The 21,700-nt window shown below is 40.2% G+C and carries 20 protein-coding genes and 1 tRNA gene; 12 read left to right on the forward strand and 9 right to left on the reverse strand.

Going from position 1 to position 21,700, the window contains the following annotated elements; translation table 11 throughout:
• The first annotated feature begins 166 nt into the window (after window positions 1–166).
• From T543_RS09160 to T543_RS09170, 3 genes are all read left to right on the forward strand, one after another.
• Window positions 167–1,045, forward strand: coding sequence for a leucine-rich repeat protein (locus tag T543_RS09160; RefSeq protein ID WP_035767734.1), 879 nt, complete (start codon window positions 167–169; stop codon window positions 1,043–1,045).
• Window positions 1,046–1,229: 184 nt separating this feature from the next.
• Entirely contained in the window at window positions 1,230–1,763 is a 534-nt protein-coding gene (locus T543_RS09165) for an NUDIX domain-containing protein (RefSeq protein WP_035768332.1), read from the forward strand.
• 5 nt (window positions 1,764–1,768) lie between these two features.
• Complete coding sequence (locus tag T543_RS09170) at window positions 1,769–2,866, forward strand: CapA family protein (RefSeq protein WP_081830004.1); 1,098 nt, start codon at window positions 1,769–1,771, stop codon at window positions 2,864–2,866.
• Window positions 2,867–2,949: 83 nt separating this feature from the next.
• On the opposite strand, the gene T543_RS09175 is transcribed toward T543_RS09170, so the two are convergent.
• Entirely contained in the window at window positions 2,950–4,044 is a 1,095-nt protein-coding gene (locus T543_RS09175) for a ribose-phosphate pyrophosphokinase (RefSeq protein WP_035767735.1), read from the reverse strand.
• Window positions 4,045–4,309: 265 nt separating this feature from the next.
• Here T543_RS09175 and T543_RS09180 point away from each other — a divergent pair, with 265 nt between their 5' ends.
• From T543_RS09180 to T543_RS09200, 5 genes are read left to right on the forward strand one after another with little or no spacing between them, the layout of a single operon-like run.
• Window positions 4,310–5,878 carry an MBOAT family O-acyltransferase gene (locus T543_RS09180; protein WP_035767736.1) on the forward strand — a complete coding sequence of 523 codons (1,569 nt, stop codon included), beginning with the start codon at window positions 4,310–4,312 and terminating at the stop codon, window positions 5,876–5,878.
• Window positions 5,865–6,908: a hypothetical protein gene (locus T543_RS09185; RefSeq protein WP_035767737.1), complete on the forward strand. Its 1,044-nt coding sequence runs from the start codon at window positions 5,865–5,867 to the stop codon at window positions 6,906–6,908. Before T543_RS09180 ends, T543_RS09185 begins: the two co-directional genes overlap by 14 nt.
• Window positions 6,909–6,961: 53 nt before the next feature.
• Window positions 6,962–8,506: an amino acid adenylation domain-containing protein gene (locus tag T543_RS09190; protein ID WP_035767738.1), complete on the forward strand. Its 1,545-nt coding sequence runs from the start codon at window positions 6,962–6,964 to the stop codon at window positions 8,504–8,506.
• 47 nt (window positions 8,507–8,553) lie between these two features.
• Window positions 8,554–9,786, forward strand: coding sequence for a diaminopimelate decarboxylase family protein (locus tag T543_RS09195; RefSeq protein ID WP_035767740.1), 1,233 nt, complete (start codon window positions 8,554–8,556; stop codon window positions 9,784–9,786).
• 12 nt (window positions 9,787–9,798) lie between these two features.
• Window positions 9,799–10,026 carry an acyl carrier protein gene (locus T543_RS09200; RefSeq protein WP_035767741.1) on the forward strand — a complete coding sequence of 76 codons (228 nt, stop codon included), beginning with the start codon at window positions 9,799–9,801 and terminating at the stop codon, window positions 10,024–10,026.
• A gap of 254 nt (window positions 10,027–10,280) precedes the next feature.
• Here T543_RS09200 and trpS read toward each other — a convergent pair whose 3' ends face one another.
• On the reverse strand, window positions 10,281–11,282 hold the full coding sequence (gene trpS / locus T543_RS09205; protein ID WP_035767742.1) for a tryptophan--tRNA ligase: 1,002 nt from the start codon (window positions 11,280–11,282) through the stop codon (window positions 10,281–10,283).
• Between the two features lie 135 nt (window positions 11,283–11,417).
• Window positions 11,418–12,065 carry a trimeric intracellular cation channel family protein gene (locus T543_RS09210; RefSeq protein WP_035767743.1) on the reverse strand — a complete coding sequence of 216 codons (648 nt, stop codon included), beginning with the start codon at window positions 12,063–12,065 and terminating at the stop codon, window positions 11,418–11,420.
• A gap of 171 nt (window positions 12,066–12,236) precedes the next feature.
• On the opposite strand from T543_RS09210, the gene T543_RS09215 reads away from it, so the two are divergent.
• From T543_RS09215 to T543_RS09225, 3 genes are all read left to right on the forward strand, one after another.
• Window positions 12,237–13,826 carry an ICP22 family protein gene (locus tag T543_RS09215; RefSeq protein ID WP_035767744.1) on the forward strand — a complete coding sequence of 530 codons (1,590 nt, stop codon included), beginning with the start codon at window positions 12,237–12,239 and terminating at the stop codon, window positions 13,824–13,826.
• Between the two features lie 105 nt (window positions 13,827–13,931).
• Window positions 13,932–14,741, forward strand: coding sequence for a Cof-type HAD-IIB family hydrolase (locus T543_RS09220; protein ID WP_035767745.1), 810 nt, complete (start codon window positions 13,932–13,934; stop codon window positions 14,739–14,741).
• A 66-nt stretch (window positions 14,742–14,807) separates the two neighbouring features.
• On the forward strand, window positions 14,808–15,479 hold the full coding sequence (locus T543_RS09225; RefSeq protein ID WP_035767747.1) for a DNA alkylation repair protein: 672 nt from the start codon (window positions 14,808–14,810) through the stop codon (window positions 15,477–15,479).
• A gap of 84 nt (window positions 15,480–15,563) precedes the next feature.
• Here the strand turns inward: T543_RS09225 and T543_RS09230 are convergent, their stop codons facing one another.
• The 6 genes from T543_RS09230 to T543_RS09255 all read right to left on the reverse strand — a co-directional run bounded on the left by T543_RS09230 (window position 15,564) and on the right by T543_RS09255 (window position 20,835).
• Window positions 15,564–16,328, reverse strand: a complete 765-nt coding sequence (locus T543_RS09230; protein ID WP_051638663.1) for a P-loop NTPase family protein — start codon at window positions 16,326–16,328, stop codon at window positions 15,564–15,566.
• Window positions 16,329–16,343: 15 nt separating this feature from the next.
• Complete coding sequence (locus tag T543_RS09235; RefSeq protein WP_035767748.1) at window positions 16,344–16,796, reverse strand: GNAT family N-acetyltransferase; 453 nt, start codon at window positions 16,794–16,796, stop codon at window positions 16,344–16,346.
• A 5-nt stretch (window positions 16,797–16,801) separates the two neighbouring features.
• The gene (locus T543_RS09240; protein WP_035767749.1) at window positions 16,802–17,317 is read right to left on the reverse strand and encodes a GNAT family N-acetyltransferase; all 516 of its coding nucleotides are present in this window, start codon (window positions 17,315–17,317) and stop codon (window positions 16,802–16,804) included.
• Window positions 17,318–18,147: 830 nt separating this feature from the next.
• Complete coding sequence (locus T543_RS09245) at window positions 18,148–19,413, reverse strand: hypothetical protein (RefSeq protein ID WP_035767751.1); 1,266 nt, start codon at window positions 19,411–19,413, stop codon at window positions 18,148–18,150.
• Between the two features lie 211 nt (window positions 19,414–19,624).
• Window positions 19,625–20,365 carry a transposase gene (locus T543_RS09250; protein ID WP_035767753.1) on the reverse strand — a complete coding sequence of 247 codons (741 nt, stop codon included), beginning with the start codon at window positions 20,363–20,365 and terminating at the stop codon, window positions 19,625–19,627.
• 385 nt (window positions 20,366–20,750) lie between these two features.
• Window positions 20,751–20,835 (reverse strand) — tRNA-Leu (locus tag T543_RS09255).
• A gap of 260 nt (window positions 20,836–21,095) precedes the next feature.
• Here T543_RS09255 and T543_RS09260 point away from each other — a divergent pair.
• Window positions 21,096–21,668 (forward strand): thymidine kinase, encoded by a 573-nt coding sequence (locus T543_RS09260; RefSeq protein WP_035767754.1) that lies wholly within the window; start codon window positions 21,096–21,098, stop codon window positions 21,666–21,668.
• The last annotated feature ends 32 nt before the right edge of the window (window positions 21,669–21,700 follow it).

Raw genomic sequence — 21,700 nt, forward strand, 5'->3', positions numbered from 1 at the left:
TTCATGTAACAGGTGTAGCTCGGTTTGTGCATTTGCTATGTAAAAGAATATATGCTGTAACTAGTGCGACAAAAAGGAAAATATGAGAGAATATATCATAACTTTACGGAACAATTATTTACAGCAGGTTTGGGTAAAACGACAATCACAAGAAAGGAAGTAGTTTATGAGGAAAAGTGGAATTATTGTCACACTTGCAGCCGTACTTACTGCAGCATCATTCATGATCACACCAGGAAGTCCTGTTACTATACAGGCTTCTGCGTATAATGAGAATTACACGGGGACGTATCAGGACGTTCTGGACAGTGTTTCCCCTAAGGGGGCGATCATTCATGACGAGTATACAGGTCTTAAATACAGAGTAGTCAAGCCTTTTAGCCCGTCTACCGGGTATATCGACAAATGGAGCGGCAATTATATTCTAAACCTCAGCGAAACTCCGGGAGAGCTTGAAGTTGTAGGACATACAAATCCCAAGAAACAGAATTATGATAATAATGTTTACATTAAAATAGGACAATATATAGTTGGAGATGAAACGCTAACAGCACCAAAGCTTGCAGATGATCAGGCACAGAGCTTTTATGTCACTGGGATTGCAAAGAATGCTTTTAAAAACGATAAAGTAGACCTTCTCTCAATAGAAAATTATCCAGATTACCATTATGTTGGTTCTGATACACTGACAATCCCTGATGGGGCCTTTAAAAATTGTAAGAATCTCAAAAAAATTGAGATCTTAAATTTTGTAAAAGTTGAATTCAAGGGAAAGGCTTTCGAGAATGCTCCTATAAATGAGCTGACTGTCTGGGGCGATGATAGAAAATATGATCCTATTACGTGGAAAGTAAAAAAGAATACTTTCAAGAAGGTAAAAAGCAACAACATTAAAGTCAGCGTTTTTATGTCTGATTATACTGCAAAAAGTAAACTTAAGAAAACAGCTAAAACTATCAGAACAGCACTTTCAAAAGGTGGCATAAAAAAGAGCAAGATCCATGCAGAATACCAGTACAATGGAAAAATGAGAAAACTGAAATAAGCATCCTTTTAGGCGTTTTTTACAGCAGCAATATTCTCAACGATAAAGGCGGCACTCGGTATATCAGGAATCGAAAGCTCTGATTATTCTTGGAAGAGCAAAAAAATAAAAGGTGGCTTCTTTTACCGAAGCAGTTATAGCTCTTGGATACTACAACATATTTGATACGAAAAGGAAAATTATTATGAGTGAAGAATTAAGAGATAAAAATGGCCTTACAGAGGCTGAGTATTTAAAAGATTACAATCCGGATAAGTGGAAGAAGCCTTCTCTTACTTCAGATATTTGCATAGTAGCAAGGGGAGAGAATACAAATAAGGTGCTTCTTATCAGAAGGGGCAATCATCCATGCCTTGGCAAATGGGCGCTTCCCGGAGGCTTTTCTCAGGCGGGAGAGAGGATAGAGGAGACTGCTTCAAGAGAACTTGAAGAAGAGACTGGAATAAAAATGGCACCGGAAAAGCTTACACTTGTTGGAGTATACAGTAAACCCGGAAGAGACCCCAGGGACTGGACAGTATCTGTTGCATATCTTGCCTGCGTAAACGAGAATGAGGCTAAGCCTATAGCGGGTGATGATGCTGACGATGCAAAGTGGTTTAATATTGTCTGTGAAAATGGAAGCTATACTCTAAAAAATGGTGACATTCAGCTTTTTCTAAAAAATCTTGCATTCGATCATGAAGAGATTTTCACTGATGCTATGGGAAAAATCTGAGTACGATGGTATTAGACATGATGACAAGCGGAGGGATGATGGTTGGCACTGTAGAAATTGCTATGGTGGGAGATGTGCTTTTGCATACTCCTGTTGAAGAAGCGGCAAGAAATGAAGCCGGTGAATATGATTTTGACTTTATCTTTTCTGAAATGAAAGATGAGATAAGTGCAGCTGACATAGCTTTAGCTAATCAGGAAGTCATTATTGGAGGAGAAGAGCTGGGAGTTTCGGGTTATCCTGCCTTTAACGCTCCGTATGAGATTGGAGATGCACTTACAGATGCAGGATTTGATGTGATATGTCATGCTACAAATCATGCTCTTGATAAAGGGGAAAAAGGCATTCAAAATGCGCTTTCTTACTGGGAAGAGAAACATCCTGAGATGATAGTTGTTGGAATAAATAAGAGCCAGAATGATAAGGATGAGGTGACAATCATCGAAAAGAACGGCCTGAAGATCGCGGTTCTAAATTACACCTATGGTACAAATGGAATTCCTATGCCTGCAGATATGCCTTATGCTGTGGATATGCTTGATGAGGCTAAGATCAGGAAAGACCTGGAATATGCAGAAAGCAACGCAGACTTTACCATAGTATGTCCTCACTGGGGAACTGAATACAGACTGGAGCCTGACACCAATCAGGAATACTGGACAGAGATTTTCAGGGAGGGCGGAGCCGATCTTGTTATTGGAACTCACCCTCATGTGATAGAACCGGTGGAGTTTTTGGAGGACGAGATGGCAAGGCATACCAACAATCATGGCGACGGAGATATGCTTGTTTATTATTCACTTGGAAACTTTGTGAATTGGACATCAGGTACAGGAGAGGGCGTCACCAACAGAATGGTTGGCGGAATGGCAAAAGTCACGATAAGAAAAGGCTTTAATGGAGATACTCATATAAGTGATTATGGCGTGGAAGCTTTGGTGTGCCATGTGGAATCAGGACATGAGAATGTGAGGATTTATCCTCTTTCTGAATATACTGAGGATATGGCAGAAAAAAATGAGATCTTGAAGCAGGATTCTGCGTTTTCGAGAGATAATTGTGTAAAATTGTGTGATAGAATCTGGGATGATAAATGGAAATGAGACACTGGGGACGTCCCCGATGCCTCATGCCAAGTATCTCATGAGGCAAACCGTTACGCCCCCGGCGCCTAGGTGTCTTGCTCTCAGCCTTTGTAGGTTTCTATTGTTTGACGTATTCTTTCTGAGGGCCTGGTTAGTTTTTGCATGGAACCATGGCTGTTAAGGGTATCGATGATTGCGGCAATGTATCTGTTCATGCTGATTCCAAGGTAATATTCTTTTTCGAGGAGCTCAGGCTTTTGGTAAACAAGATTTGTTGTAAAAATTCTGTCAAAGAGACCATCGGCATAAGCTTTGTCCAGTTTTTCAAAACCGCTGGAAAAAAGTCCAAATGTTGCAAAGACAAATATCCTTTTGGCTCCGCGCTCGCGAATCTGTTTGCACACATCAATGATACTTCCGCCGGAATCAATCATGTCGTCAACAATGATCGCATCCATTCCTTCCAGATTACCACCGCAGAAATCGTGAGCAACTATAGGATTTGTGCCGTTTACAACGTGAGCGTAATCCCTTCTTTTATAAAACATTCCAATATTTACTCCAAATACAGAAGCAAAATATACTACACGCTCTGTGGCGCCCTCGTCGGGAGCTATGAACATGAGATGATCCGAATCAATCTGTATGTCCTCGTATTCAGTTAGCAGCTGCTGTGTGAACTGAAGTGCGGGAGAGATGTTTTCTATTCCATTCAAAGGAAGTACGTTCTGCATTCTTGGATCGTGTGCATCAAAAGTGACGATGTTATCAACGCCAAGGAATTCGAGCTCTTTAAGCATGACTGCACAGTCAAGGGACTCCCTGAGAACTTTTCGGTGCTGCCTGCTTTCATATAAGAAAGGCATGATCACGGTAATCCTTTTTGCTTTGCCGTTGCATGCGGCGATCACACGCTTTAGATCCTGATAGTGGTCATCTGGGGACATTCTGTTGTATTCGCCGTCCATTTTATATTTGATGGAGTTGTTGGTCACATCTACCAGAATGTACAGATCTGAGTCTCTGACAGATTCGTTTATCACGCATTTTGCCTCCCCGCTGTTGAAACGAGGAACATCGATGTTTATCAAAAAGTTATCCTGATTTTTCCATTCGCACAGAATCTGATTGATACGTGTTGCCTGCTGTTTGTAGGAGTTCAGTGCTATAATTTTCAATTTGCTTTTCGAACTCATTGTATGCACTCCTTTCTGAAATGAAAACAAGCTGACAGGAACCTTTGAGATATAAATCTATTCATATACCCCCAATGATACCTATATTTTATCAGTAAATTGTAATTAAAAAAATTAAATAGTGATAAACAATGCATAAATCATATCGTGATCATTTCCGGGATATTGAATTTCCGCGACATGGTCCAATACGGTATCTGTTTTTCTGAGGAAAAACAGATACCTGTGATATAATGAATAGGCAAAAAAATAACGGAGATCACTAATGGACTTTTTATCACTTGGATATATATTATTCGTTGGAGCCACGCTCCTTCTTTACTATAATTTACAGAGCAAATTTCAGTGGAAGGTTTTACTTGCCTCAAACCTGGTGTTTTATCTTATCTGCGGCAAGTGGAATCTTATTTTCATTCTTTTTACAAGCTTTACCATTTTTATTGGTGCGCTCCGGATGGAGAAGATAAGCAGCGATTACAAGCTTGAAAAAAAGAAAGACGGACTAAGCAGAGAAGATAAAAAAATATTAAAGGCAAGATTTCAGAACAAAAAGAGAATAGTTCTCTGGTCTGTACTTGTCCTTAATCTCATGATCCTGGCATATATGAAATACTTCAGGGTCATGTTCGGAACAGGCAGAGGACTTCTTTTGCCGCTCGGAATTTCGTTCTATACATTTCAGGCGGTGGGATATCTTATCGATGTTTACGGTGAAAAATATCCTGCGGAAAAAAACTATGCAAAGTTTCTAACCTTTATTTCATTTTTCCCGCAGCTTATCCAGGGACCTATTAACAGATATGACAAAATTGAGCCGCAGCTTAGCGCGCCTCACAGTTTTTCTGTGGATAGGGCTAAGAGGGCCGCGCTTCTTATCATGTACGGCCTTATGAAAAAATATGCCATTGCAAATATGCTTGAAGGCAGCATAGCAGCAGTATTTGATTCAAGTGCGGATACACTTCCGGGATCACTTATAGTATTTTCAATACTCATGTATTCAGCACAGCAGTATGCGGATTTTTCCGGAGGCATAGACATAGTGCTTGGCGTGGCGCTCTTGTTTGATATTGAGATGATGCCCAACTTCAGGCAGCCTTATTTTGCAACATCCTTAGGAGATTTTTGGCGCAGATGGCACATCTCCCTTGGCGCGTGGATGAGAGATTATGTTTTTTATCCCTTTGCGCTTTTAAAATCAACACAGAATTTCGGAAAATGGTGCGGAAAGCATCTGGGCAAACACTTTGGCAGAGTTTTACCTGCCGGAGTGGCCAATATCCTGGTGTTTTTCCTTGTGGGCATTTGGCATGGAGCTGATCTTCACTACGTTTGGTGGGGACTTTACAACGGCATCGTGATTGCACTTAGCGACCTCATGGAACCGGCTTTTGCAGCTCTTACGGAAAAACTTAAGATCAATGCGAAAAGCGCAGGAATGCACGTGTTCCGGATCATCAGAACGTTTATCATCGTCAATATCGGATGGTATTTCGACAGGATAGAAGATATGGGAAAATGCCTTTCCTGCATGAAGAGGACAGTTACTGATTTTGCATCCTCGGAGTTTTTGTACAGCGTAAAAAACATCATGCTAAATCCTGATACAACGAGTCCGCAGTATGTTCTTGGCGGAATGGCACTCTCTGTTTTTTGCATTATATTGGTATTTTGTGTAAGCATTCTAAGGGAGCAGAACAGGGATGTCTTTTCCATGCTTAACGCAAAAAGCGGTGTTCTTTATGACCTTGCGATTGTGATACTTGTGATGCTCACATTTACTTCATTTGTATTTATGACCTCAACAGGGGGATTTTTATATGCGAACTTTTAAGAAAACAGCAGGGGTTATCGCTGCCCTGATTTTGCTTGTGCTGATAAATTCTGTATTTTCATTTGTGCTAAGACCCTTTAGCGGATCCGGAAATGAGATGTGGGAGGGATTTTTTGCATCAGAAAAAACCGACATGATATATACGGGTTCATCCCAGTGCCTGTGCGATATAAACCCTTTGGCGGTTGATGAGAAAACAGGTCTTAAGTCCTACAATATGGGAACCAACATGCAATCAATCCAGAGCTCATATATTGCGCTTAAAGAGGCTATTGAAAAAAAGCACATCTCACGTGCGGTCGTGCTTATCGATCAGGACGTTATGGAAATGAAAAGAAGCGAGAATTTCCGTGCGGAGCAGTGCTTTGCAAGAAATTTAAGTGATAACCTGCCTTTTTTTGAAGGATTAAAATCGGATGCAGCCTTTATTACCGACAAGGATTTCTTCACAAAGCCATATTCTGTCAGCTACTTTTTCCCGTGGACCTATGACAGGATATCCGATGTGAGCCTTAATATTAATGAAAAAATGAGCGGGCAGATCCTTGATGAAAAAGACCACAGAGATGAAAACGGTTTTTACGGTTCTGACGAAACCTGTGAAGAAGGGTCATGGACTGTTTCAATTGATGAAGCGAAAGATTGGAGCACGAAGTCGGGAGACCTCCACGTTCTTTCTCAGAATGAAGAAAACATGGTGCAGCTTCTTGAGATTGCAGATATGTGCGAAAAAAATAATGTGACACTCTATGTTATTACACCGCCATCAAGATCCACCTTTGCTTACTATGATTATGACGGTTACATGGCAGCAAAAGAGAATATCAGCGATAATCTGAGCAAAAAGAACATAAAATATTACGACTTTAATTTTCTTAAGTCTGACTATTTTGACACTCTCTCAGAATACAATTACAGAGATGACAGCCACATGAATACGGAAGGAGCGGGCAAATTTTCCGCTGTTCTTGGCGAGTTTATAAACAGGCTTGATAATGGCGAAGATGTAAGCGATATGTTTGTGATATGATGGTAAAGAATATTTAATAGATATAAACTGAACATTTTTTAAGGACAATTCAGATGCTTTATAAGAGAAATATATTACAACTATTGGAAGAACAGGTAGAGAAAAGGCCCGGAAAGGCTGCTTTCGGAGACCCCGCGGGCGATATTACATACAAAGAGCTGTATGATCTTGCAAGAAAGATCGGTACATATCTTACGGGCAAAATAGACAGATGTGATCCTGTTTGTTTTTATATGGAAAAAAGCTGCAAGGCTGTGGCGGGAATGTTTGGCGCAGTCTACGCAGGAGGATTTTATTCTTTTCTTGATGTGAGGCAGCCTAAAAACAGAGCAGAGAAAATAATCGATAAGCTTTCACCAAAGGTTATCTTTACAGATGAAAATATGCTCGAAAAGGCAGAGGAGCTATCGCTTAAGGATGGTCAAAAGGTTGTTTTGATAGATGATGTTATAGCTGATGATACTATAGGAACAGATGATAGTGCTTTAGCTATTATCAGAGAAAAGAGCATGGACACCGATCCGTTATATGTGAATTTCACAAGCGGAAGCACGGGAGAACCCAAGGGAGTTACGGTATCTCACAGGTCAGTGCTTGAGTTTATCAGCTATTTTACTGATATATTTGGAATTACGGATAGCGATATCATGGCGAATCAGGCCCCGTTTGATTTTGATGTTTCGGTAAAGGATATTTATTCAGGCCTTATGACCGGGGCAAAGGTGCAGCTTATCCCGAGGGAATACTTTAGCGCTCCCACAACGCTTATGGACTATCTTACGGAAAAAGATGTGACAGTTTTAGTGTGGGCGGTTAGTGCGATGTGCTTTGTTGCCATTATGAACGGCCTTGAATATAAGAAGCCGGAGAGCATCAGGATGATCATGTTTTCAGGTGAAGTAATGCCTATAAAACATCTAAATCATTGGAAGAAGTTCTACCCGGATGCAACTTATGTAAATCTCTACGGACCGACAGAGATTACCTGCAACTGCACATATCATATCCTCGACAGGGAATACGGCGATACAGAAATGATACCTGCCGGAATTCCATTTCCAAATGAACATGTTTTTCTTTTGGATGACAATGACAATGAAGTTACAAAGCCCGGAGAGGAAGGCGAGATCTGCGTTTCAGGAACCTGTCTTGCACTTGGTTACTATGATGACAAGGACAGAACAGATGCGGTATTTATGCAGAATCCTCTAAATAAAAGATATATCGAGATGATGTATCGCACAGGTGACCTCGGCAAATTCGGTGAAGACGGGCTTTTGTATTATACTTCCAGAAAGGATTTCCAGATAAAGCATCTGGGACAGCGCATAGAACTCGGCGAGATCGAGGTGTGCGTAATGGCAGAAGAAGGCGTGGAGAGAGCCTGTTGCATCTACGACAATGAGAAAAAGAAGATAGTTTTGTTTTACGAGGGCTGGGTAGATAAAAAGGACCTTCTGGGGCACCTTAAGGTATCGCTTCCACAGTACATGGTTCCGTCAAACGCAAGGCAGCTCGATAAGCTTCCTGTAAATAAGAATGGGAAGATTGATCGCGGCGCACTTAAAAAGTTGTATGAGGAAAAGAAAGCAAAGTAAGCAAAGTAAGTTTTTCATACACGTATTTAGAAAGAAAAAGGTTTTTTATGGATAATCAAAAGATTAAAGAACTTGCGGATAAATATGGTACTCCTACCTTTGTTTTTGATGAAAAATCGTTAAAGGAGAGGATGAGGAAAATAAAGGAAATAGTAGGAGATACGGTTTCTCTTTGCTATAGCATAAAGGCTAATCCTTTTCTTATCCCTGCCATGGAGGAGGTCACAGACAGGCTCGAAGTATGTAGCCCGGGTGAGCTTGATATTTGCAAGGCTCTTCATGTACCTTCGGAAAAAATCGTTTATTCCGGTGTTTGCAAGACAAGAGAAAATGTGAAAGAGGCAGTAGAATACGGCGCTTATGCTTATACGGCTGAGTCTGTTCTGCATGTAGAATACCTTCAGATGGAGGGCAGAGAGAAAAATAAGAAGCTTCCTGTGCTCCTTCGTCTGAATGCCGGAAGTCAGTTTGGAATGCCAGAGAGCGATGTCTTAAGGATCATTGAAAACAGAGATAAATTTGATTTCCTTGATATTGTAGGAATCCACTATTTTGCGGGAACGCAGCGAGGCAAGATCAAGCAGCAGATAGAAGAACTTAAGATGCTTGCGGACTTTTTTGATGATGTTAAGACAAGATATGGATTTGTACTTGAAAGACTTGAATACGGTCCGGGGCTTCCTGTATCTTATTTTGCAAATGAGTCTTTTGAGGATACTTTAAAGCCTGTAAAAGAACTCGCAGATGCACTTAAGGATATTGCTTCAAGGTGCAGACTTACAGTTGAAATGGGCAGATTTTTTGTAAGCGAATGTGGAATGTATCTTTCCAAAGTTATGGATATTAAGTCCAATAAGGATACTAACTACATGATCATAGACGGCGGTATGAACCATGTTACCTATCTGGGACAGGTAATGGGGATGAAAGTGCCGGTCATAGAGCATATAAAGGGAGACGGCGATGAAAATGCCGCAGGATATGTTATGCCTGCCGTATCAGGTATGAAGGATGAAAACGAAGAAAAAGACTATGCTATTTGCGGCAGTTTATGCACGACAGCAGATGTTCTTGTAAGGAAAGTTCCATTCAAAAACCTTGAAATAGGAGATCTGCTTGTATTTTTTAACATAGGGGCTTATTCTGTTACGGAAGGCATTTATCTGTTCCTGTCACGAACAATGCCCAGAATAGTTCTTATAAAGGAAGATGGAACTACAGCGCTTGTCAGGGACTATGTTGAAACGAGCAAGATAAATACCATAAATAAATATTTGTAAGTGAGGTGACAAATGGAAGAATTAATTGAACTGCTTTCGGAAATTAAAGATGATGTTGATTTTGAGACAGAAACTGCACTGATCGATGATGGAATCCTTGATTCCTTTGATATTCTGCAGATTATAAGTGCTCTTAATGATGAGTATGATATTTCTATCCCGGCATCCGAAATCGTGCCCGATAACTTTAACAGTGCAAAATCTTTATATGATATGGTTGTCCGTCTTCAGGAGGACTGATACAGAAAAAACCGCAGGAGCTTGTTCCTGCGGTTTCTTTTTGAAGGAGTGTTACCGGCTTGTCACGGCTCCGGTAACGTGTTGTAATGTTGAAAAGTGTTCTTATGAGGGAGTCAAGAATGTTTTGTTATCCTTGATGTTTATATAATAGTTCACAAATCGTAAGAATAAGTGACTAAAATGTGGTTATTTTGTGAAAAGTAGTCACACAATAATCTGATAACTCCATCAATTTCAAAATCTCGTCAACAAAATTACAACTGATAGAAACCTATCTTTTTATATACCTTGCGAAGTGTCTTGTTTGCAATATATGAAGCTTTTTCTGCACCTTCTTTATAGATGGAATTAAGATATTCCTTATCAGCGATAAGTCTGTTTGCTTCTTCTCTTATGGGAGTAAGTGTCTGTACAACAGCATCACCTACAGCAGGCTTGAATACGCCATATCCCTGACCTTCAAATTCTTTTTCGATATCTTCGAGGCTCTTACCGGTGATGGTAGAGTAGATAGACATAAGGTTAGCAACACCGGGCTTATTTACCTTGTCAAAGTGTACACAATTCTCTGTGTCGGAATCTGTAACCGCACGCTTGAACTTCTTCATGATCACATTAGGATCATCCATGAGGAATACGCAGCCGTTAGGCTCGGATTTTGACATCTTCTGACCGGGAGTTGTAAGGCCGTAAATTCTGGCACCTACTTTGCTGATGTAAGGCTCGGGAACACGGAATACATCACCGTATATGTTGTTAAATCTGATTGCAAGATCTCTTGTAAGCTCTACATGCTGCTTCTGATCTTCACCAACGGGAACATAATGAGGCTGATAAAGAAGAATATCAGCAGCCATAAGTGAAGGATAAGTGAAAAGACCTGCGTTAATGTTGTCTTTATGTTTTGCGGATTTATCCTTGAACTGAGTCATTCTGCTGAGCTCACCGAACATTGTATAGCAGTCAAGAACCCATCCGAGCTGTGCGTGTGCGGGAACATGTGATTGAAGGAACAATGTGTTTTTCTTGGGATCAAGACCGCATGCGATATAAAGCGCAAGCATCTCAATAGAGCGTCTGCGGAGCTCTTTGGGATCCTGTCTTACTGTAATTGTATGAAGATCTGCCATGAAATAGTAGCAGTCAAAATCATTTACTCTATCTGCCCAATTCTTAATGGCTCCGAGGTAATTACCAAGGTGCAGATCCCCACTGGGCTGAATGCCTGAAAGCATTATCTTTTTTTCTGATTCCATTTTAAATACTCTCCTCTGTAAAACTTCCGCAGGTACAAGAACACCTGCTAATATACGACCTTACTATAATACCATGTATTGCCTTATTATCGAATAGGTTTTTGCATTTTCCAAGCAAAACAAAAACCGCTTAAATCATGATCTGTCCGGAACTTTAGGAAGATTCCACAAGAAATGCCTTGCCAGACATCTGATGAGGATCACAACAGAAAATCCTATTATCATGGATATCTGCCATATATGACATATCATATGGGATATGATAAGTGAGATCCCACCGACTATAACTGCCAGGGCATACACATGCTTTACGAAAATCGCGGGCATTTTCAAGGACAGAATATCTCGAAGAAGTCCGCCGCCAACACCGGTTATAAATCCTAAAAATATCAATAGAAAAGCATTGTTCCCATAACCTGCGCGAACACCTATTGTTGCACCGTCTACCATGAAGGCTGCAAGACCTATGGTGTCAAAAACAAAGAAAACGAAGTCATATATGTTTGCGTGTTTGCCCGGTAACTCTTTTTCCATATACATAAAAAGAAAGACTACGTTAGCTACGATAGCAGCAATTGCGACGTAAATAGGGTCAACGAACATCTGAGGCGGAATATTTCCTATGATTATATCTCTCATGAGCCCGCCACCGCAGGCTGTACAGATTGCAAGTATATTAACACCGAAAATATCCATCTTTTTCTGGATGCCTGTAAAAGCGCCTGAAATAGCAAAGGCTATGGTTCCGATAAGATCGAATATTTCAAGTAATGAAAAAGACATGTTTTTTTATCTCCAAAAGTAATGTTACAAATCAGTATTATACTACAATTAAATGTCATTGATTAAAGAAAAACTGATATAAAATTTTAGGTTTCTTTAAGGTTTGGGTGTCATAATCCGGGTATAATTTAAAACAACATGTTTCAGACATGGATACAAAGGAGATTTGACATGAAGAAGAAAGTCATTATAAGGCTACTATCACTTGGACTTGTAACAGTAATGTGTACAGCGTTGGCAGCTTGTGGAAGCGCAGGTACAAATGCAGATGACACTACAACAGTTGTTTCAGAAGAAACTGCATCGGAAGAAGAAAATGCAGATGAGCAGGCTTCGGAAGACGGCGCGGATAATGATAAAGAAGAGACTACAAGCGATATGCCGGAAGGCGAGGCACCGGACGGTGAAGCTCCGGAGGGCGAAGCACCTGGGAACCCGCCCGATGGAGAAGCTCCTGACGGAGAAGCACCCGGGAATCCTCCGGACGGTGAAGCTCCAAGTGGAGAAGCACCCGGAAATCCTCCCGGAGGCGGATTTGGCGGTGGAAGCAGTAGCGAAGATATAGATTATAAGGGATCTGAGGAAATTACATCTTCGGATTCTCAAAGTGACCAGACCTATAGCAGTACTACAGCAGATGAAAGCGCACTTCTTATAAGTACATCAGATGAAGTGAGCATCACCAACCCTACAGTTAGTAAGACGGGCGATTCAGACGGCGGCGATAACTGTAATTTTTACGGACTTAATGCAGCGGTACTTGTAAAAGATGGTTCGACGACAACAATCACAGGCGGCAGTGTGACATCAGATGCTGATGGCGCAAACGGAGTATTTTCCTACGGTGGAAATGGCGGACAGAACGGAGCATCCGGAGATGGCACAAAAGTAGTTATCTCTGACACTAAGATCACAACAACAGGAGATGGATCCGGCGGCATCATGACTACAGGCGGAGGAATTACAGAAGCCTACAACCTGACTGTTGAAACAAGCGGAAGATCTTCTGCTGCAATAAGAACTGACAGAGGCGGTGGAACAGTTACCGTAGATGGCGGCTCTTATACAACCAATGGCCTTGGTTCTCCGGCTATATATTCAACAGCAGATATTACTGTGTCCAATGCAACTCTTACATCCAACCTTTCAGAAGGTGTATGTATTGAGGGTATCAACTCGATCACACTAAATGATTGTGATATGACTGCGAACAATACAGACACAAATGGTAATGCCACATTTTACGATACCATTATGATCTACCAGTCTATGTCAGGTGATGCCGACAGCGGAACATCAACCTTCACAATGAACGGAGGAAGCCTCACAAGCAAAAACGGGCATGTATTCCACGTTACCAACACTTCTGCTGTGATCAATTTAAGCGATGTAAGCATCACAAACGAAGATGATGAAAATATCCTTTTGTCAGTATGCGCTGACGGATGGACTGGCGATACCAACAAGGCTACGGTAAATGCTGATGATCAGAAGCTTGAAGGTACAATTCTTGTAGGAAGTGACTCAGAACTTACACTTAATCTTACAAACGGTTCAGAATTTACAGGAACTATTGACGGTAATATAACAAATGCCAAAGGGGAGAGTGTTTCCACAGAAGTTGGAACGGTTTCGGTATCAATTGATGAAAACAGTACATGGACTCTTACTGCTGATACCTACATTACATCCTTTGAAGGCGATGCCTCCAGTATTAACACAAATGGATACACGCTCTATGTAAATGGCGAGGCCATGTAAAAAATGCCCGGAGCTGATAACAGACTAAGATATATTATAATGGTGAATGTCCAAGTGAGTAGTTTTAGATAGTATTTTTAGAAATGATCGGAGATATAGATTGAAGTGAGGGATGTAAAGATTGTCTTTTCAGATATAGACGGAACTCTTTTAAACAGCAGGCACAGGATGCTTGATAGTACGCATAAGGCTATAATGGATCTGCAAAAATCAGGTATACCTTTTGTGATAGTAACAGCAAGAGGGCCTTCGGGAGTTCGGCCTATTTTCAAGAGGTATGGCTTTGTGTGTCCTATGATATGCTATAGTGGTGCACTTATTATTGATGAGAATGACAGGATTGTGTATTCTGAAGGTTTTGACGCAGAAGATGCAAGGAGTATCATCTCATATATTGAAGAGAGTGGTTTTGACTGTACCTGGAACATCTATTCGGAAGAGCTGTGGATTGTTAACGACAGAAGCGATAAGCGCATCCGCATAGAAGAGGAGATAGTGGAGGTTGATGCGCAGGAGGGAAGTATAGATCTACTTCCGGAAGGCGCTATAGTCGGAAAACTCTTATGTATGTGCGAACCGGAAGCTATAGGCCATATCGAGGATGAACTTAAAAAAAGGTTCCCCAAGCTGTCTATAGTTAAGTCTTCGGATATACTTCTCGAAGTTATGGGAAGAGGGATCACTAAGGCAAGCGGTATAGAGCGTGTGTGCACAGATCTTAGTATCCCTCTTGAAAGCGCGGCAGCTTTTGGGGACCATTATAATGATGCGCAGATGCTAAGAGCCGTTGGGATGCCCTTTCTAATGGGCAATGCACCTAAAGATATGCAAAAAGAGTTTGAATGCGTGATAGGAAGTAACGACGAACCATCCATATATAATGCACTAAAAAAACTGGGGATTATTACGTGTTAAGGAAATATTTTATGATAAAGACAGCATGAGCAGATCTTTCAAGATAATGATCAGAAGGGGGACCAGATGAGCGTATACGAAATGCTATTAGAAGCAAAAGACGATAAGTACAGAGATTTTCAAGTAAAGCTTGTTCCAAATGTATCGCCTGATACTATCATAGGCGTTAGGACTCCTGATATGAGGAAGATTGCCAAGGAAGTTTTTAACAGTCCTGAAAAGGATGAGTTTTTAAAAGAGCTTCCTCATAAGTATTATGAAGAGAATCTCGTACATTTTTTTATAATAGCTATGATCAAGGAATTTGACGAGTGTATTGAAAAGGTTGATGAGTTCCTTCCGTATGTTGACTGCTGGCCTGTGTCCGATCAGGCAACTCCCAAAACTTTTAAGAAAAATCATGCAAAGCTTCTTCCATATATAAGGAACTGGATAGCGTCAGACCATGTCTATACTGCGCGTTTTGGAATACGCATGCTCATGAATGAATTCCTTGATGATGATTTTAAGGACGAGTATCTTGAACTTGTTGCATCCAAGGAAGGTGATGACTACTACCTTAAGATGATGGTTGCCTGGTATTTTGCCACAGCTCTTGCCAAAAAATATGATGAGAGCGTTAAGTACATAGAAGAAAGAAAGCTTTCTGACTGGATTCACAAGAAAGCTATCCAGAAAGCTGTTGAAAGTTATCGCGTTACAGATGAACACAAAGAGCATTTGAAGAAATACAGGTAACAGAGCATATGAGACATAAATATTACTGAAACTACTACTATGTATTTAGTGGTAGTTTCAGTACATAATATTTTATCTCAAAACTTAAATTATATAAGCTTTCGACCTCAGCAGCGTATAGTGTCCGTCGAAAACTTCATCACAGATTCTGATTTCCAGCTCCTGCCTGTGCCTGAAATGATCAAGCATGGCATCCGTTCCTGACACACCTTTTTCTATGGCATACGGAGAATTGTTAAAGTAACCCTGCATAAGCGGAAACCACATCTCATTACCCTTATCATCGGACCGTTCTTTTCTTATAACATCAATGTTCGATGCTATGTCTTTAGTTTGAAGATAAAATATCTGATACTCCTTTCCGGCAAGAGTTTTCTTTAATTCCTTGTAAAAATCTACTATCTGTGAATCTGTCATTTTTTGGAACAGTATCATGTCCTCTACTATGTTTTGAAAGAGTGAGCATTCAAAAATATTGTTGTCACCATTCCAATTAAGGAACCTTCTAAGAACAATCTCTTTAAATTCTTCGGAATTCAGATTACCATTGTAGATTTCATATTTTTCCAAATCTTTGTGGAATCCGGGGATATCAGTAATGATCTTTGTGTAACATATAATTCTATGATCGTCTTCGGCAAAACTCTTATCCTCAATCTCTCTGCGGATGTCGCTGTACTTTTCAAGAATACCGCTATAGGTCTTGCTGTCCACATAAGCGCACCACGCAAGTTCGATCGGAGAATAATCACCCTCACATATTGCCTTACATTCCGGATGTTTCTCTGCAAGTCTCCTTACAAGTGTGCTTTTACCGCTCCCCTGGAGCCCTTCTACAAAATAATTCATTCCAATCCTCCTTGCTTATCTATGTATGTACAGCCTTGTAGGCTCAGGTTCTCCATCCCCCTGTGCCATGCAAAAGAATTCCCATCCATACCGCTCATAAAAACCAACATGATCTGTAACAAGGTAGATTGGAGAAATACCTTTGTTTTTCATATCTTCAACCACCATATTTAAAAGAGTACCGGAAATGCCCTGACATCTGTATTTCTCTTCTGTGTAAACAGCACAGACATTTGGAGCAAGATCATTCCTGTCATGGAAATCATTGTCGATAACTCCAAGGCCTCCGATGATTTTTTCTCCATCCAGGCATACATACCAGCCATATTCCGTTGTACCTTCAATATAGGCATCAATGCATTCCAGGTATGCCTCTGTAGGAACTCCCCATTTTTCATGGAACCAATTTGCAGCGGTTTCCTTTAGTTCTGGTTTTTCTCTAAGATTGATATATTTATAATTGCTCATTTTTTTTAAACCCCTTTCCTTCTAAGTTCATTGCCTTGCAGTTTTAGCTCTTTTCCGGAATCCGTTACAAGTTCCTCTGTCTCAAGAGCTATAATTTCGTAACTGTTTGATAACTTAGCGAGAAGTTTGTTACTGCCAGCATTTCGCACATCTGCCTCATAGAAAAACTCTGTCTTTCCATACTTCTCATAGGCATACTCCAAAATATATTTCAATGCCTCAAAAGCATAACCTTTTCCCTGTTCCGACTCAATTATCCAGACGCCAAGTTCCGGACAAACATCTGTCACTGCGTGCATCTCTATGCTTCCAACAAATCTCTCTTCGTCGTTAACAATTGCAAATATAAGTGTTTCTTCTTTTTCCATCTCATCGAGAAAAGCCTGAAGCAAATTTCGTGCATCCTCAATATTTTCGAATGGATCCGGCCATTGATACTTTGTTATTTCCTCGTCAAAATACTTGTAATAGTCCTCAAGGTATTTCATATCAAACGGAATAATTCTGATTTTTCTCGTCATCGTCTGCTTCCTCCATAAATTCCCAAGCTGCACATGAAAAAAGCCTATTCTGCATACGCAAAATAGACTCACACAAATAGACCTACTATAAATATAAAAATAGGTTTAGAATGCATGATAACCCAGTTTAAGCGCACACAAAACAGCTGCCATGGCAGCATCGTCATCTCTGATAGTGTTCACTCAAGCTAAATTATCTGATAAACATTCCTTCACCTATGCGTTAGACGCTCTTTCTTAATATTTTTAAATCATTTTAATACTAACATTGATAATTAACGGTTGCAATAATATTTCTCAATCCCTGGTCTGCTTGTTGACTACTTTATCAGTCATGACAAGGGTGAAATACCCCAAGATCATATGAAAACAGCAGGACTTGTTGCTTTTTAGGAATTCGGAGATGCGGTGACTGAACGAATTCTTCCTCTGACATGGACAAAAAGCCCCAAGTATATAGGAAAACGGACATACTTGTTGCTTTTGCGCTTTCCACACAAACGTCACGAAGAGCGAAAAGCCACAAGTTACCACGAAATCACGGGGACTTGTTGCTTTTGAGGAATTCTGAGATGCGATGACAGGACGAATTCTTCTTCTGACATGGGTGAAATACCACAAGTACATAGGAAAATGGACATACTTGTTGCTTTTGCTCTTTATTACAGCTTTTTGACTCTCAAATATTTCTTCAAGAACTATACGACATATATACTCCCTTCAAACATGCATTACAGATTATTCCTAAATCACACTCTGCTCTTAAGGGCTTCTACCATATGATCAACGTAATATTCTTCGCTTTGCTCATCTGTATGTTTCCATAATAGCTACACGCTCCAGGGAAGTCTTACATTGGGAATAGCCAGTTTTTCCGTATATTTATGCTCAAATCTGATTCCGTTGCTACTAAGTTCTTTTAAAAAAGCATCAAAATACACAGGATCCGAAAAGTTCTGTATAAACTCAATAGTTACCTCATGATTTACTGCAGATACCTCAAGCAAAATGCTTTCATTCAGAGGATGTGCCCATGTATGAAATTCTTTAATATATTTTTCAGCCTCACCAAAATTAGCCTTACCAATATAACTGACCGTGGCTGAAAGAACAGCTTTAAGAGACTGACTGTTTTCTTTGGCGGCTTCAAACCGCTCTTCATCTGTTTGAAGTGCCAGAAGCTTTCGCGTGAAACTGTTTATTGAGGCTTGCGTAGATAGCACACTCTCATCCCGCGTCTGAGCAAATACCATTCCCCGGAAGCACATAGCCTGTTTATCAATTGGCCATGTCCACATTTTTTCTTTGTACTCGAGCCATGCTCCACCAACAAGACTTTGGTGTGCAAGCGGAGCATTCAGTGCTTTTCGCTGGTTAACGCACATGCTGATCCTTATAGGACTGACCTTATCAGGATGAACATCAGCTATAGCTCTGCTTAGAAATAGAGCAGTCATCGTTCCGGGGCTTCCATCATTAGCAGAAGAAAAGCGCATTAATTCTGATTCATCTATAGAAATTCCAAATACAGTCCTGACATCGCCTTCTCTTTTCTTCTCTATCTCAGGATTTAGAGAAGGTAGAATTTCTCCGCCGCCACCCAAGGGTGGATCAGGAATGTTGATCGTGGGGTCATCCCACTCCTGTGGCGGAATAATATCTCCCTTAAGACGAATTTTATCTCTGCTGAGCTTAACATTATAAAATTCAGAGCAATAATAATACAGTAAAGTTCTTAAGAGTTCATAAGCCCCCGTTCCATCTGTAAGAGCATGACAGATATTCAGTACGATAATGTCGTCATGCCAGGAAAAAGCCAACATATGGAAGTTAGATTCTTTGCTGTTTAGCTCAATGTCTTTTTCAGTATTTACTACTGCGACAGGTTGCTCATTCGATTCAAAAACATACCGGTCATCCATTTTAGTCAGCTTTACAGCAAAATAAGGATAACGCTCCATAGTAGTATCAACTGCATGTCGAAGTATATTTCCATCGATAGTGTCCTGCATCCTCATTATGAAGTGAATGACATTGGGGCTTTCTTTACTTGATGCGTATAAAGAATTGATTTCAGAAAAAAGGAATCTTGTCATCTTTCTTCTCCCTGGTCATATGCGATAAATCACAAATTTATTTTTGCATATAATGGCAATACGCTCGCCCTTCACAACAGTCAGGTCGATTCCCTTGATTGTTTTCCAGGAATCTCCTTTACTTAGAATCTTGTATTGCCGTTTAGTGCTTATAATTGTAGCATTTTTTCGAGTCAATGGGGACGTTTCGCTTTGACTCGTACATTCTCATTTATTTAGCTCTTTGTATTGTATTTCGATTTATCCCTGTAAGCCTTTCAATTTGTCTGATTGACAATCCTCTATCCTTAAGCCTACTAAGAGCAGCATCTCTGTCTATTCTACTATAATTCTGCAAAACAGTCCCTGAAGAAATATTCAGGCAGTTCTTTAATTCTTTCTTTGCCCACTCATCATCATGTTTATTGCTATTATAGTCCAAACACTCTTCATCACTTTCGTATGCAATAAATCTTCTATAATGCTCATTATCACCCAACAATAACTTTATTTTGGAAAGATCAATATATTCCGGAGGATTGTAATACAAACTGTAACTGCTCCATCGAAACTCTGAACTCTTACAAATTCCAGCTTTTTCAGGGTTCTGAAGAATGTATCGAAATGCTGTAAGCAAATATTTTTCGGTTTCGATTCTTTCACTCAAATATCTATTTTGAAAAAGATGACCTACTCGTTCATATTTTTTGTTAAAGTATCCTGAATAGCTTACTTCAAGCTTTTTCATCAGAAGAACTATCGATGAAGCTTCACCATGAACCAATAAATGAACGTGATTATCCATGAGACAATACGTACATGTTTTCACTTCTGTTTCAAGACAGTAACGCTCAAGCCTGTTTAAAAAATGTTTATAGTCCTGATATTCTTCAAATAGTATTTGTTTTCCATTTCCGCGCACAATAATATGCATGTACCCGGATTCACTCATGCTTCGTGCACGACGAGCCATATCACTCCTCCTCTAATAACGACAGTTTATTATCTGACATAGTCCGGTCGGATGCGGATACCGTAACCGACCAAAATACGGTCGCTAACGGTAACCAGCTCCTATATTTAACATTTTATTAGAAAAATCAATCAAATGTCATCTGATCGTTGTCCTGATAAAGGACAGATTTTTTGATAAAAGAAATTCTATCATCATAATTATTTGTTGTAAAGAACAAATTTAAAATGAGTCAAACTGAAACGTCCCCAGTGACTCGACACTTGACGAGGTCCTTCCGAGTCTAGTGTGAGTCCCTGAACCCATGCAGCGCAGCTGCTGGGTGAGAGTCCCCTTCCGCACGAAATAAAAGGACCAACTCATTCGAGTTGATCCTTTTGTTTCGTGCGGAAGATGGGACTTGAACCCACACGACATAACCTGTCACAAGATCCTTAGTCTTGCTCGTCTGCCAATTCCGACACTTCCGCATCTATTTTGTTCGCCGCCGTTTGGCGACTTGATTATATTAACAAAGTATATTTACTTCGTCAACTATTTTTTTTATTTTTTTGAAAAAACTTTTAAAAATGTTTCATACTCCAGTATTTTTGAGGGCTCATGGCAGTCACCAACGACTCACCCATTGACTCGCCTGTCGACTCTTTCGTATTATTAGTAAGGATATAATACTAAAATAAACCGGCATAAGAATACAACAAAAACTTATGGCGGACGGGAGGGGATTATTATGGCTCAGTTATACTTCAGATATGGTGCAATGGGGTCTTCGAAAACAGCAAATGCACTTATGGTCAATTACAATTATCATGAACGCGGGAAAAATGCTATCATGCTAAAACCTGCTCTTGAAAACAGGGATGGGGAGACAATTATCCGCTCCAGAATAGGACTTCAGGCAGAATGTATGCTTGTAGAAGATTTTCTTGAGGAATATACAAGAAAACATAAGATGATTGAAAAATATGATGCCATCATAGTTGATGAGGCACAGTTCCTTACTGCTGACCAGGTGGATATGTTATCCGATATTGTTGATTTTGATAAGGTTCCTGTCATCTGCTATGGACTAAGAACTGACTTTCAGGAGAAATTTTTTCCGGGTTCAGCCAGACTAATGGAAATCGCAGATAAGATAGAAGAAGTTAAGACTGTGTGCTGGTGCGGACGCAAGGCTACATGTAATGCGAGAATCTGCAATGGCAAAATAGTCAGAAACGGTGAGCAAGTTTTGATGGGCGGAAACGAGAGTTACATAGCCCTTTGCAGAAAACATTTCAAGAAGGGCAAGCTTACAATATGATTCTTTTTAATATAGAAAAAAGAATGTATAAT

Origin of the sequence: Butyrivibrio sp. NC2002, from assembly GCF_000702265.1 — a bacterium.
GTDB lineage: Bacteria > Bacillota > Clostridia > Lachnospirales > Lachnospiraceae > Butyrivibrio.

What these genes read in the sequence shown, in the direction of transcription:
- T543_RS09230 (WP_051638663.1), bottom strand. Translation starts at nt 16,328, where the DNA reads ATGAATTATTTTGTAGAAGGGCTCCAGGGGAGCGGTAAAAGCACACTT.
- T543_RS09175 (WP_035767735.1), bottom strand. Translation starts at nt 4,044, where the DNA reads ATGAGTTCGAAAAGCAAATTGAAAATTATAGCACTGAACTCCTACAAA.
- T543_RS09195 (WP_035767740.1), top strand. Translation starts at nt 8,554, where the DNA reads ATGGATAATCAAAAGATTAAAGAACTTGCGGATAAATATGGTACTCCT.
- T543_RS09165 (WP_035768332.1), top strand. Translation starts at nt 1,230, where the DNA reads ATGAGTGAAGAATTAAGAGATAAAAATGGCCTTACAGAGGCTGAGTAT.
- T543_RS09190 (WP_035767738.1), top strand. Translation starts at nt 6,962, where the DNA reads ATGCTTTATAAGAGAAATATATTACAACTATTGGAAGAACAGGTAGAG.
- T543_RS09210 (WP_035767743.1), bottom strand. Translation starts at nt 12,065, where the DNA reads ATGTCTTTTTCATTACTTGAAATATTCGATCTTATCGGAACCATAGCC.
- T543_RS09160 (WP_035767734.1), top strand. Translation starts at nt 167, where the DNA reads ATGAGGAAAAGTGGAATTATTGTCACACTTGCAGCCGTACTTACTGCA.
- T543_RS09240 (WP_035767749.1), bottom strand. Translation starts at nt 17,317, where the DNA reads ATGACGAGAAAAATCAGAATTATTCCGTTTGATATGAAATACCTTGAG.
- T543_RS09225 (WP_035767747.1), top strand. Translation starts at nt 14,808, where the DNA reads ATGAGCGTATACGAAATGCTATTAGAAGCAAAAGACGATAAGTACAGA.
- T543_RS09200 (WP_035767741.1), top strand. Translation starts at nt 9,799, where the DNA reads ATGGAAGAATTAATTGAACTGCTTTCGGAAATTAAAGATGATGTTGAT.
- T543_RS09170 (WP_081830004.1), top strand. Translation starts at nt 1,769, where the DNA reads ATGGTATTAGACATGATGACAAGCGGAGGGATGATGGTTGGCACTGTA.
- T543_RS09235 (WP_035767748.1), bottom strand. Translation starts at nt 16,796, where the DNA reads ATGAGCAATTATAAATATATCAATCTTAGAGAAAAACCAGAACTAAAG.
- trpS (WP_035767742.1), bottom strand. Translation starts at nt 11,282, where the DNA reads ATGGAATCAGAAAAAAAGATAATGCTTTCAGGCATTCAGCCCAGTGGG.
- T543_RS09215 (WP_035767744.1), top strand. Translation starts at nt 12,237, where the DNA reads ATGAAGAAGAAAGTCATTATAAGGCTACTATCACTTGGACTTGTAACA.
- T543_RS09250 (WP_035767753.1), bottom strand. Translation starts at nt 20,365, where the DNA reads ATGGCTCGTCGTGCACGAAGCATGAGTGAATCCGGGTACATGCATATT.
- T543_RS09180 (WP_035767736.1), top strand. Translation starts at nt 4,310, where the DNA reads ATGGACTTTTTATCACTTGGATATATATTATTCGTTGGAGCCACGCTC.
- T543_RS09245 (WP_035767751.1), bottom strand. Translation starts at nt 19,413, where the DNA reads ATGACAAGATTCCTTTTTTCTGAAATCAATTCTTTATACGCATCAAGT.
- T543_RS09185 (WP_035767737.1), top strand. Translation starts at nt 5,865, where the DNA reads ATGCGAACTTTTAAGAAAACAGCAGGGGTTATCGCTGCCCTGATTTTG.
- T543_RS09260 (WP_035767754.1), top strand. Translation starts at nt 21,096, where the DNA reads ATGGCTCAGTTATACTTCAGATATGGTGCAATGGGGTCTTCGAAAACA.